Raw genomic sequence first — 18203 nt, forward strand, 5'->3', positions numbered from 1 at the left:
CGGATTTCCGCGGGTGTACCGGTAGATTTAGCGCAGGAAAACACCCGCTGCCGCCACTGAAGGAGAGCCGAACCACCTTGCATCTTAAGAGTCTGACCGTCCGGGGATTCAAGTCGTTCGCCTCGGCGACGACGTTTGAATTCGAACGAGGCGTCACCGCCGTGGTCGGCCCCAACGGCTCGGGCAAGTCCAATGTGGTGGATGCTCTTGCCTGGGTCATGGGCGAACAGGGCGCCAAAACCCTCCGCGGCGGAAAGATGGAAGACGTCATCTTCGCGGGCACCTCCGGCCGGCCGCCGCTGGGCCGCGCCCACGTCTCGCTGACAATAGACAACAGCGACGGCGCCCTCCCCATCGAATACAGCGAGGTCACGATCTCGCGCACCCTGTTCCGCACCGGAGGCTCGGAGTACGCCATCAACGGCGCGGGCTGCCGGCTCCTGGACATCCAGGAGCTGCTCTCCGATTCCGGCCTGGGCCGCGAGATGCACGTGATCGTCGGCCAAGGCCAGCTGGACAAGATCCTGCACGCCACGCCCGAGGACCGCCGCGGCTTCATCGAAGAGGCCGCCGGCATCCTCAAGCACCGCCGCCGCAAGGAAAAAACGGTCCGCAAACTCGAAGCCATGCAGGCCAACCTGCAACGGCTCAGCGACCTCACCGGCGAAATCCGCCGGCAGCTCACCCCGCTGGGGAAACAGGCCGAGGTGGCCCGCCGCGCCCAGACCGTCCAGTTCGAGGTCCGCGATGCGCGCTCACGCCTCCTCGCCGACGACCTCGTCCAGCTGCAGTCCGCGCTGGCGCAGGACGTCGCCGATGAATCCGCGCTGAAGGCCCGCCGCGCCGTCGTCGAGCGCGAACTCGAAACCGGTCGCCGGCGGCAGGCCGGCTTCGAGCAGCTCGCCGCGGAGGCGACGCCGAAGCTGAACGCCGCGCGGGACAACTGGTACCAGCTCTCCGCCGGGCGCGAGCGGCTGCGCTCCCTGGGCTCGCTCGCCGAGGAACGCCGCCGGCTGCTCGGCGCCGCGGACGTGGTCCCGGACTCCGGCCGGGATCCCGACCAGCTCGACAAACAGGCGTCCCGGGTCCGCGAAGAACAGGCCGGGCTGGAACGCCAGATCCTGGACCGGCGCGACGCCCTGGCAGCCGCGACGGCGGCCAAGCAGGACGCGGAAAATGCTGCCGGCGCCGAGGACAAACGGCTTGCGGCCCTGCTCCTAGCGGCCGCGGACCGGCGCGAAGGCCTGGCCAAACTCGCCGGGCAGGTGGGCGCCGCGCGGTCCCGCGTGGAGTCGGCCCAGGCCGAAATCGGCCGGCTGCGGGAATCGCAAACGGCCGGCGAGGAGCGCCGCCGGCGCGCCCAGAGCGAGTTCACGGCCCTGGAATCGCAGGTGGCCGGTGTGGAGGACGGGGAGGAAACCCTCGACGCTGACTATGAGGACGCCAGCGGGGCATTGGACGCCGTACTCGCCGAAATCGACGCGCTGAAAGCGGCCGAGCGCGGGGGTGAGCGGGAACGCGGTGCCCTTGTGGCGCGCCGTGACGCGCTCCAGCTTGGCCTGAACCGGAAGGACGGCTCGGAGCATGTGCTCGGCGCCGGACTGTCCGGCGTGCTGGGATCCCTGGCGTCCATGATCTCCGTCGAGGCCGGGTTCGAGGCCGCCATCGCCGCCGCCCTCGGCAGCTCCTCCGACGCCGTGGTGGTCCGGGACGGGGAGGCTGCCGCCGCCGCGGTGAGGCTGTTGAGGGACGACGACGCCGGCCGCGCCGCGCTGCTGCTGGCCGGTGCGCCGGCTCCGTCTGGTCGTCCTCTTGCCGGCGGGGAACTTGCTGCCGGGGAGCTCGCTGCCGGGGTGCTTCCTGTCGGAGCCCGCTGGGCCGCGGGGCTGGTCGCCGCCGCGGTGCCCGAGGGGGAGTCCCGGCTGGCGCTGTCCCGCCTGCCGCTGTCCCGCCTGCTGGCGGGCGTCGCCGTCGTCGGCGATCTGGACGCCGCGGCGCAGCTGATCGACGCCCGCCCCGAACTCACCGCCGTCACCACGGCCGGGGACGTGTTCACCGCACTGACGGTGCATGGCGGCTCCGCCAAGGCGCCGTCACTGCTCGAAGTCCAGGCCGCCGTCGACGACGCCGCGGCGAAGCTGGCCACGGTCACGGCCGGGCTGGAACGCAACCGCTTCGCCTTGTCCGCCGCGCAGGCCCGGCGCGCCGAGGCCCAGGACCGCGCGGACGCCGCCCTCAGCAAACTCCACGACTCCGACGCAAAGCTGGCCGCCGTGGCCGAACGCCTCGGGCACCTCAATTCGGTGCTGCGCAGCGCCGTCGGCGAAAGCGAACGCCTGGCCGCGTCCCTGGCCAAGGCCGAGGCCAACATCCTCAGCGAGCAGGAAGCCCTCCAAGCCGTGGCAGCCCGGCTTGCCGCGGCCCAGGAAGCGCCCGCGGAGGAGGAGCCCTCGCCGGAGTACCGCGACGCCCTTGCCCTGGATGCCTCGCTGGCCCGTTCCGCGGAAATGGAGGCACGGCTCGCCCTGCGCAGTGCCGAGGAACAGCTCACGGCCACACGGAACCGGGCGGCCTCGCTCGAACGCGCCGCCGCCACCGAGCGCCGGGCCCGGGAGGAAGCCGCCGAGCGGGCACGCCGGCGCCGGCTCCAGGCACGCCGGGCGGCCGCCGTCTCCGCCGCCGTGCAGCAGGTGATCGGGTTCATCGACGTGTCCGTGGAACTTGCCCGGCGCGAGCGGGACAGCGCCGAGGAACGCCGCGAACAGATGGACCGCGAACTCGCCGGGGTCCGCACCGGCAATGACGCCCTGGCCCGCGAACTGGCGGAGCTCACGGACTCCGTGCACCGCGACGAACTGGCCCGCGCGCAGCAGCGCCTCCGGATCGAAGCCCTGGAACTGAAGAGCGTGGAGGAGCTGGGGCTCACCGCCGATCAGCTCGCGGCCGACTACGGCCCGGACCGGCCCGTGCCGGTGCCGGCGGACGGCCCGGGCGACAAGTGGGCTGCCTTGCGCGCCCCCGTGGACGGGGAAGGCTGCGAGATCGTCGAGGGCAAGCCGTTCGTCCGCGAGGAACAGGAAAAGCGGCTCAGGAAGGCCGAACGCGACCTGTCAGCCCTCGGCCGGGTCAACCCGCTGGCTCTCGAGGAATTCGCCGCGCTCGAGGAACGCCACCAGTTCCTCAGCACCCAGCTGGAGGACCTCAAGTCCAGCCGCAAGGACCTGCTGGACATCATCAAGGAAGTCGACGAGCGCGTGCAGAAGGTCTTCGCGGAAGCCTTCGAGGACACCTCCGCCCAGTTCGTCCGCGTGTTCGCCCGGCTGTTCCCCGGCGGCGAGGGCCGGCTGGTCCTGACGGACCCCTCCGACATGCTCACCACCGGCATCGAGGTGGAAGCGCGTCCGGCCGGCAAGAAGATCAAGCGGCTGTCCCTGCTCTCCGGCGGGGAACGCTCGCTGACGGCGGTGGCCCTGCTCGTGGCGATCTTCAAGGCCAGGCCCTCGCCCTTCTACGTCATGGACGAGGTGGAGGCCGCCCTGGACGACACCAACCTGGGCCGGCTCATCACCATCTTCGAGGAGCTGCGCGAATCCAGCCAGCTGATCGTCATCACCCACCAGAAGCGCACCATGGAAGTGGCCGACGCCCTCTACGGCGTCACCATGCGCGGCGACGGCGTCTCCACGGTCATCAGCCAGCGGCTCGGCGCGGACTCTGACGCTGCGGCTGCGCCGCCCGCGGCGCGTTTGGGGTTTATGAGAAGCTAGGGGAGTGAACGACATCCTCCCCATTATTCTGCCCATCCTCGCTGCCCTGGTGGTCCTCGGTGCCCTGATTCCGGTCCTCATGAAGACCCGGAAGAACATCACGAACTACCCCGGAAAGCGTGACGCGAACGATCCCGCCGAGTCAGGCACGGGCTCAGGCACGGGCGCCCGTACGGGCGCCGCCGGAACCCTTGAGGAGGACCGCCCGGCCCCGGCGCGCGAACGCAGGGCCCCCGACGCCGTCGACCTCGAAGGCCTGGAAACGGTCGAGGTGCCGGACAACGTCGCGGGCCTGGAAACCGCCCCGGTGGAGACCCCGCTGCCGGTGGCCGGACGCCTGACCCGGCTGCGCGAACGCCTGGTCAAGTCCAACAACATCCTGGGCAAGGGCCTCCTGGCCCTGCTCTCTGCGGACAAGATCGATGAGAACGTCTGGGACGAGGTGGAGGAGACCCTCCTTCTCGCCGACCTCGGCACCGAACCGACCATGCAGCTCGTGGACGCGCTCCGCGAACGCGTCAAGGTGATCGGCACGCGCTCGCCCGAGCACGTCAAGGCCCTGCTGCGCGAGGAACTGATCAAGCTCGTGGACCCCACCATGGACCGCAGCCTGAACGTCCAACGCCATGCCGACAAGCCCGCCGTCGTGATGGTGGTGGGCGTCAACGGCGTGGGCAAGACCACCACGGTGGGCAAGCTCGCCCGCGTGCTCGTCGCCGAGGACAAGGACGTCCTGTTGGGCGCCGCCGACACCTTCCGCGCCGCCGCCGCCGAGCAGCTGGCCACCTGGGGTCAGCGCGTGGGCGTCCCCACGGTCAAGTCCGACGTCGACGGCGCCGACCCGGCGTCGGTCGCCTACGAGGCGGTCAAGGCGGGCATCGACCAGGAAGTCGACGTCGTCATGATCGACACCGCCGGGCGGCTGCAGAACAAGGTCGGCCTGATGGACGAGCTCAGCAAGGTCAAGCGCGTCATCGAGAAGCTCGCCGAAGTGGACGAGGTCCTGCTGGTCCTGGATGCCACGACGGGCCAGAACGGCCTGAACCAGGCCCGGGTGTTCTCCGAGGTCGTCAACATCACGGGCATCGTGCTGACGAAGCTGGACGGCACCGCCAAGGGCGGGATCGTCGTCGCCATCCAGAAATCGCTCGGCGTGCCCGTCAAGCTGATCGGCCTCGGCGAGGGTGCCGATGACCTGGCCCCGTTCGACGCCGAGGGCTTCGTGGACGCGCTGCTGAACTAGCCGGCATTGGAACAAGAAAGTACCCCGGTCCTGACAGGACCGGGGTACTTTTTTATTGACTTTCGGACGGTTAGTACTTGAAGTTCAGGACCGTCACGGTGCCGGCCGTCAGCTTGAACTGCTGGGTCTCGGAGCGATACGCGAAGCCGGGCGCGGTGGCGCGCTCGGCGAGGGGCTTCGGCTCGGACTTCGCGCCATCGATCACGGTCTTGTCCTCGGCTGAGTAGCTGGGGCCGCTGAGCTGGGTCATGGTCCCGGTCAGGGCCTTGCCCGGCAGCTTCAGCGTCACATCGGTCTGGGCAGCCTTTTCAGGGTTGTTTTCGTTGACGACGACGACGCTCGTGCTCCCGTCCGCGTTCTGCAGCGCGTAGCTGAACGCCAGGCCGCCGCCGGAACTGTTCAGTTTCAGGAACTTCCCGGCCTCGAGCTCGGCGACCATGGAGATACCGAAGAAGTTGGCCCGGCCGGACATCTGGCCGTTGCCCAGGGGGTAGGCGCCGGCGCTGCAGACGGCGGACATGGGCGGCCCGCCCTTGCACGAGAGCAGGGAGCTGTGGAAGCCGATCCTCGTGATGCCCAGCTGCGCGGCGTTGAGGGCATAGTCGGCCGTCCAGAGCGCCGATGCGTGGGTGCGGGAGGTCTCGTTCGACCCGGGGCATGCTGCGATCCCCGTTTCCGGGAGCCACGTTTCCAGACCTGCGGCCTGGCCGGCCTTGAGTGCCGCCTGCTGGTAGTCGGCGGCACGGTCGTGCATCAGCTGGCTCATCAGGTTGGACAGGGTCGGCGATCCCTTGGGGTCGCTTCCGTCGCAGCTGTACAGCGGGTAGTTGTGGAAGGTGAGGACCTTCTTCTGCGGGATGTCCGCGTCAATGAAAGGCTGCCACCACTTCTGGTCGTAGGCGCCCGGCCCGGAAATGGGGACGTTGGGGGCGGCCGCGTAGATCGCGTTGGCGTAGGCCTTCAGCTCCGAGACGTATTTCTCCAGGCTGTAGCCGTCGGTGCGGACATCGTTGAAGACAAAGCCGTTCGGTTCGTTGCCGACAGTGATGCTGAGCAGCCGGTCGCCGAAGATCTGCGAGGCGTTCTTGACCATGTCGGCCGCACGGGCCGGGTTGAAGTGGCCAAGGTCCACCGTGAGGCTGACCTTGGCGTCCGCCGCCTGCAGCAGCGTGTTCAGCCTGGTCAGATCCGCCGGCCCCACGGCCTTGGCCGGGTGCGTTTGGTCTCCGTTGTAATTCGGCGGCAGGGCCTCGTTGGACGATGTCCAGAAGAACCGCCGGTCCACGGCATTGCCGCCAAAACGCAGGACGGGCTGGTCGATCTCCTTGAGCAGTTTCACCATCGAGGCATTGCTGCTGCTGAGATCGGGGTCGGCCAGATCGGTGGCTTCCAGCGAGATTCCCGTCAGGCCCTTGTTCAGGGATGTGCCCACCATGTCTTTGGTCACATCGACCTTGAGGGGCTCCACCTTTTCCAGCGGAGACCCGGCCGGCGGCCCTGGCTGGTCGTAGTAGGCGACCGGAGGTCCGGCTTCCGCCGGGGTTGCGGGCGCGGCCGAAGAAGAAGAAGAGGCGGAAGCGGAGGACGAAGGCGCCGGTGCGGGTCCGCCGAGGGCGAGCGGGAGCACCACAGCGGCTGCAGCCACGACGGCGACGATCCCCGCGGCGGCGATGATCCGTGTGCGCTTGGTTATCCCCGCCTTCGCGGGGCCGGCGGGGTCGGGGCTATCGGCTTTCCCGGGGGAAGAGTCGAATTTGGCCATGGGGCAGTACCTCCGGAAGTTTGTGGCGAGTTTCCACCAGCTTAGCCAAGGGCGGGGTGCGCCGTGGACGGGACGATTCTTCCCGGGGCTAACCGGTCACGGGAACGGGCCGCCGGAACGTCTCCCGTGCCAGCAGCCAGACGGCGGCCGCGGCGATCAGGATGCTCCCGGTGACGCCGAAGGCCCAGCCGTAGCCCAGCCGGTCCGCGAGCAGCCCGGCGACCACCGGTCCGATGATCGCGCCGCTGTCCGAGGTCATCTGGAAGACGGCGAGCACCCGGCCGCCGGAGCGTTCATTGCCGATCACATCGGCAATGGCCGCCTGCTGGGCAGGACCGAGCAGCCCGGAGCCGATCCCGGCCACAGCGGATGCCAGCAGGAACCAGGGCAGCTGGTGCGTGAACCCGATGGCCGCCGTGGCCGTTCCGGTGACCATCAGCCCGGCCAGCATCAGGGGCTTCCGGCCCAGGCTGTCCGCCAGCCGGCCGGAGAAAGTCAGCGCCGCCGCGTTCCCGCCCGCGAACACGGCCAGTGCCCAGCCGGCCGACCCCGGCCCGGCGCCGAGCGCCGCGACGGCGAAGAGCGGCACCGTCGCCATCCGCACGCCGAAGGTGGCCCAGCCGTTCGCGAAGCTCGAGAACAGCCCGGCCCGGTAGGCGCTGTCCCGCAGCGCCTCGCGGAGCTCCATGGCCGGGGCCGTCGCACCCGCGAGCCGCGAGGCCGCCGGGGCATGGCTGAGCTGGGTCTGTACCACGAGGGCCGCCAGCACCAGAGCCCCCGCGTAGGCGAGGAACGGCACCCGCAGGCCGAAGTTGGCGAGCAGCCCGCCGACGATCGGCCCGCAGACGTTGCCGATCAGGAACGCGGAGGCGTAGGCCCCCGAGACCCGGCCGCGGCTTTCAGGCGGCGCCAGTCGGACCACGAGCGCCATCGACGCGACCGTGAACATCACCGAGCCGGCGCCGCCCAGGCCCCGGAAGACCAGCAGCTGCCAGTAGTCCTGGGCGAAGGCGCAGGCCGCCGTCGACGCCGCGACAATCAGCAGACCGGCGACGTAGACCGGACGTTCTCCCAGCCGAACGATCAGAGTGCCGCCGGCCGGGGCGAAGACGAGCCGCATGAACGCGAAGATGCTCACGATCACTGCCGCCGCCGTCGCACCGACATCAAAAGTGGTGGCGAACTGGGGGAGCACCGGTGCGACAAGGCCGAAGCCGATTGCGATGAGGAAGGCGGCAACCAGCATCACCTTGATGTCCCGGGGCAGCCGGCCCCTGCCGGGTTGCCGGTCGCCCGCCTGTGGCCGCGAGCCGCCGGTGGAACGGGAGGTTTTGCTCATGGTGCAGTGGTCCTTGGGGAGGTCTGGGCGCAGCCGGCCGAAAGACGGTGTGGCTAAACGCGTGAAACATAACCGTAACAAGCCGGAGATGCACCATTTACGTCCGGGAGGTTCTTGTAACAACCCGGCAATGTAAATCCTCCGCCGGCGAAACACAGCCCGGCCAAACTCGTCTTAGAACGCAAAAAATGCGTTGGGACCGGCGGACAACCCCGCACCTTAAAGCAAGAGAGGACGTAGACCATGGAACTCACCGCAGGTCTCGTTTGGCTCCTGGTCGCTTCAGCACTCGTGCTGTTCATGACCCCGGGCCTGGCATTCTTCTACGGCGGCATGACCCGCGCCAAGTCGGCTTTGAACATGATGATGATGAGCTTCGTCGCCATTGGAACCGTTGGCATCATGTGGGTCCTGTGGGGCGCTTCGATGGCTACGAGCAACGAAGACAACTTCTTCCAGATCTTCGCTAACCCGTTCAGCCACTTCGGGCTGCACAACTTCACCGACCCTGCGGATCTGCTCAAGGTAGGCTACGCAGCCACCTTCGCCATCATCACCGTGGCCCTGATCTCCGGAGCGGTCGCCGATCGCGCCAAATTCTCGGCCTGGGTCATCTTCACCCCCATCTGGGCCACCCTTGTCTACGCGCCGCTGGCCTTCATGGTCTGGGGCGGCGGGCTCTTTTCCAAGGACGGCTGGTTCGGCCAGACGTTCGCCCCGGTGATCGACTTCGCCGGCGGTACCGTGGTCCACATCAACGCCGGCGTGGCCGGCCTGATCCTGGTTCTGATCATCGGCAACCGCAAGGGCTTCGGCAAGGACCCGAACCACCGCCCGCACAACATCCCGTTCGTCATGCTCGGTGCCGCAATCCTCTGGTTCGGCTGGTTCGGCTTCAACGCCGGCGCCGCCGCGACGGTTGAGCAGGCTGGCCTGATCTGGATCAACACCCTCGCCGCCCCGGCCGCCGCAATGCTCGGCTGGCTGGCCGTGGAACGCTTCCGCGACGGTCACCCGACGTCCCTCGGTGCCGCCTCCGGTGTAGTCGCCGGTCTGGTCGCGATCACCCCGGCGTGCGCCAACGTCTCCCCGCTCGGCGCGATTGCGCTCGGCGTCGTCGCCGGTGTGGCATCAGCGCTCGCCGTCGGCCTGAAGTTCAAGTTCGGCTACGATGACTCGCTCGACGTCGTCGGTGTCCACCTTGTCTCGGGTGTTGTCGGCACCGTGGCGATCGGCTTCCTCGCCACCCCGACCCAAGGCGTGGCAGGTCTCTTCTACGGCGGAGGCACCTCCCAGCTCGTCGCCCAGGCTCTCGCGGCGCTCCTGTCCATCATCTTCACCGCGGTCATGACCTTCATCATCGCCTTCCCGATCCACAAGACCATGGGCTTCCGGGTCTCCCAGGAGCAGGAAGCGGTTGGCGTGGACCTGAGCCTGCACGCGGAGACCGCCTACGAATTCGGTGTCGGCGGCCAGGGCGGAAGCTTCCAGCCCCTGCATGACCTGATCACCGGCAAGCCGCAGGGCGACAACACGGCAGCCACGGTGGGCGTCACGTCCAACGGCAAGAAGAACGCCGGCAAGGAAAGTGTGGGGGCATGAAGCTGATCACAGCAATCGTCCGTCCGGAAAAGCTTGAGGCCATTCGCGAAGGTCTGGAAGCCTATGGCGTGCAGGGCCTCACGGTCAGCGCAGCCAGCGGCTACGGCCGGCAACGCGGCTACACCGAGGTGTACCGCGGCGCCGAGTACAACGTGGACCTCCTGCCCAAGATCCGGGTAGAGGTACTTGCCACCGACGAACAGGCGGACGACATCCTGGATGTCATCATCGCCAGCTCAAACACCGGCCGGGCCGGCGACGGCAAGGTCTGGACGATGGATGTGTTCGAGGCAGTCAGGGTCCGCACCGGGGAACGCGGTTCGGCCGCCATCTAGCCGGAGCAAGCAGAAAAAAGCGGGCCGGATACCTGGAAAGGTTCCGGCCCGCTTTCTGCGTTCAAACGTTCAAACAGGGACGACGGCGGTCAGGCCGGCCAGTCCTCCGGGCCGGCCGTCCCGGCGGGGTACTCCTCCAGCGGCACGTTGCCGCCGGCCCAGGACTTCAGCACCGGCTCCAGGATCCGCCAGCAGTCTTCCGCGGTATCGGCCCGCACCGACAGCAGCGGATCGCCGGTGAGGACGCCTTCCAGGACTTCGCCGTACGGGAGCAGCTCGGAAGCGCTCAGCTCGGCCTTCAGCGTGGTCCGGTCCAGGCTGAGGATGTCGCCGGGGCCGTTCACATCGACGTCGAACTGCAGGGTGTCGGGGCCGAAACCGATACTGAGCTGGTTGGGGGAGTCCACGCCGGTGAAGCCCTTGGGCAGGTGCGGCGGCGGCCGGAACGTGACGACGGCCTCCTTGCGTTTGTTGCCCAGCGCCTTCCCCGAGCGCAGGATGAACGGGACGCCCTGCCAGCGCCAGTTGTCGATGTCCACCTGCACCTCGGCCAGGGTCTCGGTGTTCCTGGCCGGATCCACGCCGTCTTCCTTGGCGTAGTCCGGCACCTTCCGGCCGTCGATGGAGCCGGCCGTGTAGCGTGCGCGGCGGGTGCTCTTGCGGTAGGGCGCCTTGATGCTGCTGGCGCGCAGCACCGTGGCCACCGCATCGCGCAGATCCCGCTCGTCCACCGACGCCGGGGGCTCGATCGCCATCAGCGCCATGATCTCGAGTAGGTGGCTCTGGATCATGTCGCGGAGGGCGCCGGCGCCGTCGTAATACCGGGCGCGGCCCTCCAAGGCGAGATCCTCATCGAACATGATCTCCACTGTTTCGATGTACTGCCGGTTCCACACCGGCTCCAGGAAGGTGTTCGCGAAGCGCAGGCCCAGGATATTCAGGACGGTCGCCTTGCCCAGGAAATGGTCCACCCGGTGGATGTGGTCCTCCGGGACGAGCGCGCCCAGCGTCTTGTTCAGGTGGCGTGCTGACTCCTCACCCGAGCCGAACGGCTTCTCCATCACGAGCCGGGTGCCGGCAGGCACCTGGTCCGGGGTCAGCGCCTCGCACGCCAGCTGGCTGATGCGCGGCGGCAGGGCGAAGTAGACGGCCACCGGGCCCTCCAGCTGTGCCAGCAGACCGGCGAGCTGCCCCCCGGCCGTAACGTCCAGCTGGTGGTAGCTGGTGGTCTCCCGGATCCGCTTCAGCTCCCGCTTGCCGTAGGCATCGGCCTGGGAGTTCTCGTCCGCAAAGGACTCCTCGAGGCGCTCCAGCCATCGTTCCGGCGTCCAGGGGTCCGATCCCGCACCGACCAGGGTCAGGCCGGCGGCGCGCCCCCGGGCCACGAGCCGGGCCAGGCCGGGCAGCAGGAGCCTGCCGGTGAGGTCACCCGAGGCCCCCAGGATGAGCAGGGTTTTTACCATTGTTTGGCTGGTCACCCAGCCAGCATGCCATCTTGAAGGCGTGTCTTGGTATCCTAGATAGTCGAGTCCCGTTGTCGAGACGGTTCGTTCAGGCGAACATCAGTCGCGACGCTGGCGTGCCGGACCGGCCGCCAACTGTAGATCCCCAACTGTAGATCCACTGAAAGAAGTGCACGGCGCGTGTTCAATTCACTCTCTGACCGGTTGACAGCAACCTTCAAGAACCTCCGTGGCAAGGGCCGCCTGACCGAGGCGGACGTTGACGCCACCGTCCGCGAGATCCGGCGCGCCCTCCTGGACGCCGACGTCGCCGTCTCGGTGGTCCGGGAATTCACCGGCCGGGTGCGCGAGCGTGCCCTCGGCGCCGAGGTGTCCGGCGCGCTTAACCCGAGCCAGCAGATCGTGAAGATCGTCAACGAGGAACTCGTCGAGATCCTCGGCGGCGAAACCCGCCGGATCCGCCTCGCCAAGACCGGCCCCACCATCATCATGCTCGCCGGCCTCCAGGGCGCCGGCAAGACCACCCTGGCCGGCAAGCTCGCCAAATGGCTCAAGGCCCAGAACCACAGCCCCCTGCTGGTGGCCTGCGACCTGCAGCGTCCCAACGCGGTCACCCAGCTGCAGGTGGTCGGCCAGCGCGCCGGCGTGCCCGTGTTTGCCCCGCACCCGGGTGCCACCTCCGAACTCGAGCACCCGATCGGCGACCCGGTCGCCGTCGCCCGTGCCGGCGTCGAGGAAGCCCGCCGCACCCTGCACGACGTCGTGATCGTGGACACCGCCGGACGGCTCGGCATCGACGCCGACATGATGGAACAGGCCCGCCAGATCCGCCGGGCCATCGTTCCGAACGAAGTCCTGTACGTGATCGACGCCATGATCGGCCAGGACGCCGTGAACACGGCGGTGGCCTTCGATGAAGGCGTCAACTTCACCGGCGTCGTGCTCTCCAAGCTCGACGGCGACGCCCGCGGCGGTGCCGCGCTGTCGGTCGCATCCGTGACCGGCAAGCCCGTCATGTTCGCGTCCACCGGCGAAGGCCTGGACGACTTCGAGCTCTTCCACCCGGACCGCATGGCCTCGCGCATCCTCGACATGGGTGACGTGCTCACCCTGATCGAGCAGGCCGAGAAGTCCTGGGACAAGGACGAAGCCGCCCGGATGGCGAAGAAATTCGCCGACCAGGAAGACTTCACCCTGGACGACTTCCTGGCCCAGATGCAGCAGATCCGCAACATGGGCTCCATGAAGAAGATGCTGATGATGATGCCCGGGGCGCAGAACATCCGGCAGCAGCTCGAACAGTTCGACGAGCGCGAGATCGACCGCGTCGAGGCCATCGTCCGCTCCATGACGCCGCACGAGCGCGTCGCGCCCAAGATCATCAACGGCTCGCGCCGCGCCCGCATCGCCCGCGGTTCGGGCGTGCACGTCTCCGAGGTCAACGGCCTGCTGGAGCGCTTTGCCCAGGCCCAGAAGATGATGAAGAAGATGGCTGCCGGCGGCGGGATGCCCGGAATGCCGGGGATGCCCGGCATGGGCGGCGGCGGAGGGGCACGCAAGGGAGCCAAGAACGCCCCCAAGAAGAAGGCCCGCTCCGGCAACCCGGCCAAGGCAGCCCAGGAACTCCGCGAGGCGGAGGCCCGGCGTGCCGCGGGGCCCAAGGCCCTGCCGAGCGGTGCATCCTTCGGCCAGCAGGGAGAGGACTTCGATCCCTCCCAGCTGAACCTGCCCAAGGGTTTCGACAAGTTCCTCGGCGGCAGCAAGTAGCGCCAGCCGGCTGCCATGCCGGCGTCCATTGTGTCGCAGGCCTCAACGGCGGGCCGGTGTCATAGGGTTAGACCATGTTCAAGCAGCGCGTAGTTTTCGTCCACGGGGCAGGCAGCTTCGGCGCTGCCGCGTGGCCAAAGCAGCACGGGATGGCGCTCAGCTACGATGCGCTGTTCCTGCGGCGCCACGGCTTCGACGCCGTCGCCGAGCCGCTGGAATCGGATTTCGCCGCCGATGCCGCCATCGTGCTGGGATCGCTGGCCGATGACGGCCGCGGCGCGGCCGGCGGCCACGTGGTGGCCCATTCCCAGGGCGCCATCGCCGCGATGATGGCCGCCGTCGAACGGCCCGACCTCGTGCATTCCCTCACCCTGGTGGAACCGGACTGCCTGTCGCTGACCGCGGAGCTGCCGGCCACGGCGGCGCACCGGGCCCTGATGCAGCCGCTTTTCGACGTCCGCCACCACCTCAGTGATGACGACTTCCAGCGGGAGTTCATCCGGCGCGCCTTCTCGGCGGACGCCCCCGGGGCCACGACGCCGGAGGCCCGGAGGGCGGCCCGCCGGCTGCGCCTGCAGGCACCTCCGTGGGAGGCACCCCTGCAGATCGTGCCCGGGGTGCCCACGCTGGTGCTCACCGGCGGCTGGGAACCTCTGTATGAGGAAATCGCCGGCTATCTCCGTGAAACCGGTGCCCTGCACCGCGTCGCCGCGGGAGGGCACCGGCCCCAGGATTCGGTGGACGGGGACCGGATCATCCGCGCGTTTGTCGCGGACGTCAGCCGGCGCCAGCACGCCGAGGCGTGCTGAGCCGAGTGTCCTGAGCCGGGCGTTTTGAGCTAAGCGGGGCTGCCCACGGACGGCTCCGGAAGATAGACCTTGCCGCCGGAGGCAAGGAACTCCTGGCTCTTCTCCCGCATTCCCGCAGCCATGTCGGCCAGCGCGGCCTGAGACTCCGCTGAGCCGTACTCGTCGCGGATGTCCTGGCTGATCCGCATGGAACAGAACTTCGGCCCGCACATGGAGCAGAAGTGCGCCGTCTTGGCGGGTTCGGCCGGAAGAGTCTCGTCGTGGAAGGCCTCGGCCGTGACCGGGTCCAGGGAGAGCGCGAACTGGTCCCGCCAGCGGAACTCGAACCGCGCCTTGGACAGGGCGTCGTCGCGTTCGTGGGCGCCCGGGTGGCCCTTCGCCAGGTCCGCCGCGTGGGCCGCGATCTTGTAGGTGATCACGCCCGTCTTGACGTCGTCCTTGTTCGGCAGCCCGAGGTGTTCCTTGGGCGTGACGTAGCAGAGCATCGCGGTGCCGTAGCGGGCAATCTCCGTGGCGCCGATCGCCGAGGTGATGTGGTCATAGCCGGGCGCAATGTCCGTGACCAGCGGCCCGAGCGTGTAGAACGGGGCGCCATCGCAGAGTTCCTGCTGGCGTTCCACGTTTTCACGGACGAGGTGGAAGGGGATGTGCCCTGGGCCTTCGACCATGACCTGCACATCGTATTTCCACGCCCGCTTGGTCAGTTCGGCCAGGGTGTCCAGCTCGGCGAACTGCGCGGCGTCGTTGGCATCCGCCGTCGCGCCGGGCCGCAGACCGTCACCGAGAGAGAACGCGACGTCGTACTTGGCGAAGATTTCGCACAGCTCGTCAAAGTGGGTGTACAGGAAGTTCTCCTGGTGGTGGGCCAGGCACCAGCCTGCCATGATGGCGCCGCCGCGGGACACGATCCCGGTGACGCGGTTGGCGGTCAGCGGCACATAGCGCAGCAGCACACCGGCATGGACGGTCATGTAGTCCACACCCTGCTCGCACTGCTCAATGACGGTGTCCCGGTAGATCTCCCAGGTCAGGTCATTGGCCTCGCCGTTGACCTTCTCCAGCGCCTGGTAGATCGGCACGGTCCCGATGGGGACGGGGGAGTTGCGGATGATCCACTCGCGGGTGGTGTGGATGTCATCCCCGGTGGAGAGATCCATCACGGTGTCCGCGCCCCACTGGGCGGCCCACTGCAGCTTGTCCACTTCCTCGGCAATGGAGCTGGTGACCGCCGAGTTGCCGATGTTGGCGTTGATCTTCACGAGGAAGGCCTTGCCGATGATCATGGGCTCGGATTCTGGGTGGTTGATGTTGTTGGGAATGATGGCCCGTCCTGCGGCCACCTCGCTGCGGACCAGCTCCACATCGCAGTTCTCCCGCACAGCCACGAACCGCATCTCAGGCGTGATGATGCCCTGCCGTGCGTAGTGCATCTGGGTGACCGTGCGGCCGTCGACGGCGCGGCGGGGCACCGGCTGTGCTCCCCTCCACTCGGCGGACGCGGCGCCGCGGCGCACGGCGGACTTGCCGTCGTCGAGCAGGTTCCGTTCCCGGCCGCTGTACGGTTCGGTGTCGCCCCGGGATTCTATCCATTCGGAACGGAACGGCTCCAGGCCGACCACTGGATCACTTCCGGGCCCGGCCGTCCGGTACACCGTGAACGGAGGATTCTTCACCCCGCCGGGGGAATCCTCCAGCGCGATTTCGGTCACCGGAACGCGGATGCCGTGTTCCTCGTCCGTGGTGAAAGCCAGGGAATGGGACTTCAGCGACTGGGTGGGGCCAGGCTGGTTTTGGCGCTGCTGGTCTGGGCCGGACTGGTCCTTGATAGGGCTGTGCTGTGCGGATTGCGTATTCACGGAATACTCACTTCCTTCGCCGGCATTACCCGGACAGGTTCAACGGTCGCAGGCCGCGTCAGCCCGATCTCAGCCCCTGCAAGGGCACCCGTGTGGTCGTAGACGAAGCTATCACAGCCCGCGCAGGGCCGGCTGTGTGTGACGGAGCGCCCTTGGCCGTGCGGACTACGCTTTAAGGCATGAGCAGGATCATCGAGTTCAGCGGCCCGGTCCTCACCGCCGCGGACCAGGAACGCCGCGGCATGTGGTCCGTCGGCGGCGTGCTGACCTTCCGCCGTCCCGCCGCCGCGCCGGACCTCGTGCTGGACGGCTGGGTCATTCCAGGCCTCGTCGACGCGCACTGCCACATCGGACTCGGCCCCGGCGGCGACGTCCCGGACGACGTCGCCGAGGAACAGGCGGCCACGGACCGCGACGCCGGCACGCTGCTGGTGCGCGACGCGGGAGCCGTTCATGACACCCGCTGGCTCCAGCAGCGCGCGGACATGCCGCGCATCATCCGCTCCGGCCGCCACATCGCCAGGACCGGGCGCTACCTGCGCGGCTTCGCCGTCGAAGTTGAACCGGAGAACCTCGTGGAGGCCGTGCGCAAGCAGGCGCTCGCCGGGGACGGCTGGGTCAAGCTTGTGGGGGACTGGATCGACCGCGACGCCGGCGACCTCGAACCGAGTTTCCCCGCCGGGGTGCTAAGGGACGCCGTCCAGGCCGCGCACGATGAAGGCGCGCGCGTCACGGCGCACTGCTTCGCCGAGGACACCCTGGACGACATGCTCGACGCCGGGATCGACTGCATCGAGCACGGCACCGGGCTGCTTCCGCGGCACCTGCCGCGCTTCGTGGAACAGGGAGTCCCGATCGTGCCCACGCTGATCAACATCGCCACGTTCCCGGACATCGCCGCGCGGGCCGAGGCGAAGTTCCCCCGCTACGCCGCGCACATGCGCTCACTCTGGGAACGCCGCGGCGAACGGATCCTGGCAGCGTACGAGGCCGGCGTGGCCATCTACGCCGGCACGGACGCCGGCAGCGTGATCAGGCACGGACGGATCGCGGACGAGATCCAAGCCCTGCACGCTGCCGGCCTGCCCGCCCGCGCGGCGCTGGACGCCGGCGCGTGGGCCGCGCGCGCCTGGCTCGGGGCGGACGGCCTCAGCGAAGGCGCCAGCGCCGATGTCCTCGTGTACGCCGAGGACCCCAGGACCCGGCTCGGCACCCTGGATCAGCCGAAGCACATCGTGTTGCGGGGTCAACTCGTCCATTAGGAATAAATTGAAGCTTCAAGTAATTTAACTGTATGAAGGTCATCGACGGTCGGTGGCCGCTGAACCACCGGAGCGTTCAAAATGACTGCAGAAGCCACCAGCCAGGATCTTCTTCCCCCCGCACTCACCATGGGTACGGTGATGCTCAAGGTGGGCGACATGAAGCTCATGACGGACTACTACCAGCGTGCCCTCGGGCTCGAGATCGTGGCCGAGCAGGACGGCGGGCTCTACCTGGGCCGCCGCCAGAAGCCGCTGGTCCACCTTGCCCCCGCCCCCGGGCTGCACAGTCCCTCCCGCGGCGAGGCCGGCCTCTTCCACACTGCCCTGCTCTTCGAGGACCAGCACTCCCTGGCCGCCACCGTCGCCACCGCGGCGCAGTATGAGCCGCAGTCCTTCAGCGGCAGCGCCGACCACCTCGTGAGTGAAGCCTTCTACTTCAGCGATCCCGAGGGCAACGGCATCGAGCTGTACTGGGACCGGCCCCGCGAGGCGTGGTCCTGGGAAGGCAAGAACGTCGTCATGGACAGCCTTGCCCTGCCGCCCCAGCACTACCTGGAGCAGTTCCTCACCGAGGAATCGGTGACCGGACAGCGCGAGGCCGGCGCCGGCGTCGGGCACGTCCACCTGCAGGTGGGCGACGTCCAGTCGGCCCATGACTTCTATGTCGGGACCCTCGGCTTCGAGAAGACCGCGGGCTGGCACGGCCAGGCGCTGTTTGTCTCCGCCGGCGGCTACCACCACCACATGGCCATGAACGTGTGGAACAGCCGCGGCGCCGGCCCCCGGCGTGACACCCTGGGCCTGGGCGAGGTGCTGATCGAAGTACCCTCAGGCGACGACGTCGGAGCCCTCGCCGACCGCCTCAAGCTCGCCGGAGTCCAGTCGCACCACACGGGAGCCGAGCTGCGCTTTGGGGATCCGTGGCGCAACCGCATCCGCGTGGCTGTTCGCTGACGGCACGCTGACGGCGTGCTGGCGGCACGCTGGCGCTGACG

The 18203-nt window shown here is 68.5% G+C and carries 12 protein-coding genes and 1 riboswitch; of the genes, 8 read left to right on the forward strand and 4 right to left on the reverse strand.

The features are described 5' to 3' along the window. The first annotated feature begins 77 nt into the window (after positions 1-77). Positions 78-3767: a chromosome segregation protein SMC gene (gene smc, locus ACQCSY_RS17865; protein WP_427130847.1), complete on the forward strand. Its 3690-nt coding sequence runs from the start codon at positions 78-80 to the stop codon at positions 3765-3767. Positions 3768-3771: 4 nt separating this feature from the next. After that, positions 3772-5010, forward strand: a complete 1239-nt coding sequence (gene ftsY, locus ACQCSY_RS17870; protein WP_427130848.1) for a signal recognition particle-docking protein FtsY — start codon at positions 3772-3774, stop codon at positions 5008-5010. A gap of 70 nt (positions 5011-5080) precedes the next feature. On the opposite strand, the gene ACQCSY_RS17875 is transcribed toward ftsY, so the two are convergent. Together ACQCSY_RS17875 and ACQCSY_RS17880 are read right to left on the reverse strand one after the other, a co-directional pair. Then, positions 5081-6772, reverse strand: coding sequence for a hypothetical protein (locus tag ACQCSY_RS17875; protein ID WP_427130850.1), 1692 nt, complete (start codon positions 6770-6772; stop codon positions 5081-5083). Between the two features lie 88 nt (positions 6773-6860). Continuing rightward, positions 6861-8111 (reverse strand): MFS transporter, encoded by a 1251-nt coding sequence (locus ACQCSY_RS17880; protein ID WP_427130852.1) that lies wholly within the window; start codon positions 8109-8111, stop codon positions 6861-6863. Between the two features lie 243 nt (positions 8112-8354). On the opposite strand from ACQCSY_RS17880, the gene ACQCSY_RS17885 reads away from it, so the two are divergent. Together ACQCSY_RS17885 and ACQCSY_RS17890 are read left to right on the forward strand one after the other, a co-directional pair. Next, a complete protein-coding gene (locus tag ACQCSY_RS17885; protein WP_427130854.1) occupies positions 8355-9713 on the forward strand; it encodes an ammonium transporter in 1359 nt (452 codons plus the stop codon). Continuing rightward, positions 9710-10048, forward strand: coding sequence for a P-II family nitrogen regulator (locus ACQCSY_RS17890; protein WP_028276847.1), 339 nt, complete (start codon positions 9710-9712; stop codon positions 10046-10048). Before ACQCSY_RS17885 ends, ACQCSY_RS17890 begins: the two co-directional genes overlap by 4 nt. An 89-nt stretch (positions 10049-10137) precedes the next feature. Here ACQCSY_RS17890 and ACQCSY_RS17895 read toward each other — a convergent pair whose 3' ends face one another. Continuing rightward, entirely contained in the window at positions 10138-11526 is a 1389-nt protein-coding gene (locus tag ACQCSY_RS17895; protein WP_427130856.1) for a glucose-6-phosphate dehydrogenase, read from the reverse strand. A gap of 165 nt (positions 11527-11691) precedes the next feature. Here ACQCSY_RS17895 and ffh point away from each other — a divergent pair, with 165 nt between their 5' ends. Together ffh and ACQCSY_RS17905 are read left to right on the forward strand one after the other, a co-directional pair. Further along, positions 11692-13278: a signal recognition particle protein gene (gene ffh / locus ACQCSY_RS17900; protein ID WP_427130858.1), complete on the forward strand. Its 1587-nt coding sequence runs from the start codon at positions 11692-11694 to the stop codon at positions 13276-13278. A gap of 74 nt (positions 13279-13352) precedes the next feature. Next, positions 13353-14087, forward strand: a complete 735-nt coding sequence (locus tag ACQCSY_RS17905) for an alpha/beta fold hydrolase (protein WP_427130860.1) — start codon at positions 13353-13355, stop codon at positions 14085-14087. A 29-nt stretch (positions 14088-14116) separates the two neighbouring features. On the opposite strand, the gene thiC is transcribed toward ACQCSY_RS17905, so the two are convergent. Continuing rightward, entirely contained in the window at positions 14117-15943 is a 1827-nt protein-coding gene (gene thiC, locus ACQCSY_RS17910; protein WP_427130862.1) for a phosphomethylpyrimidine synthase ThiC, read from the reverse strand. Further along, a riboswitch (TPP riboswitch) is annotated at positions 15938-16045 on the reverse strand. (Overlaps the previous gene by 6 nt.) A 77-nt stretch (positions 16046-16122) precedes the next feature. Here thiC and ACQCSY_RS17915 point away from each other — a divergent pair. After that, positions 16123-17205, forward strand: coding sequence for an amidohydrolase family protein (locus ACQCSY_RS17915; protein ID WP_427130864.1), 1083 nt, complete (start codon positions 16123-16125; stop codon positions 17203-17205). Positions 17206-17286: 81 nt separating this feature from the next. Continuing rightward, positions 17287-18162, forward strand: coding sequence for a VOC family protein (locus ACQCSY_RS17920; protein ID WP_427130866.1), 876 nt, complete (start codon positions 17287-17289; stop codon positions 18160-18162). The last annotated feature ends 41 nt before the right edge of the window (positions 18163-18203 follow it).

Origin of the sequence: Pseudarthrobacter sp. S9, from assembly GCF_050156545.1 — a bacterium.
Taxonomy (GTDB): domain Bacteria; phylum Actinomycetota; class Actinomycetes; order Actinomycetales; family Micrococcaceae; genus Arthrobacter.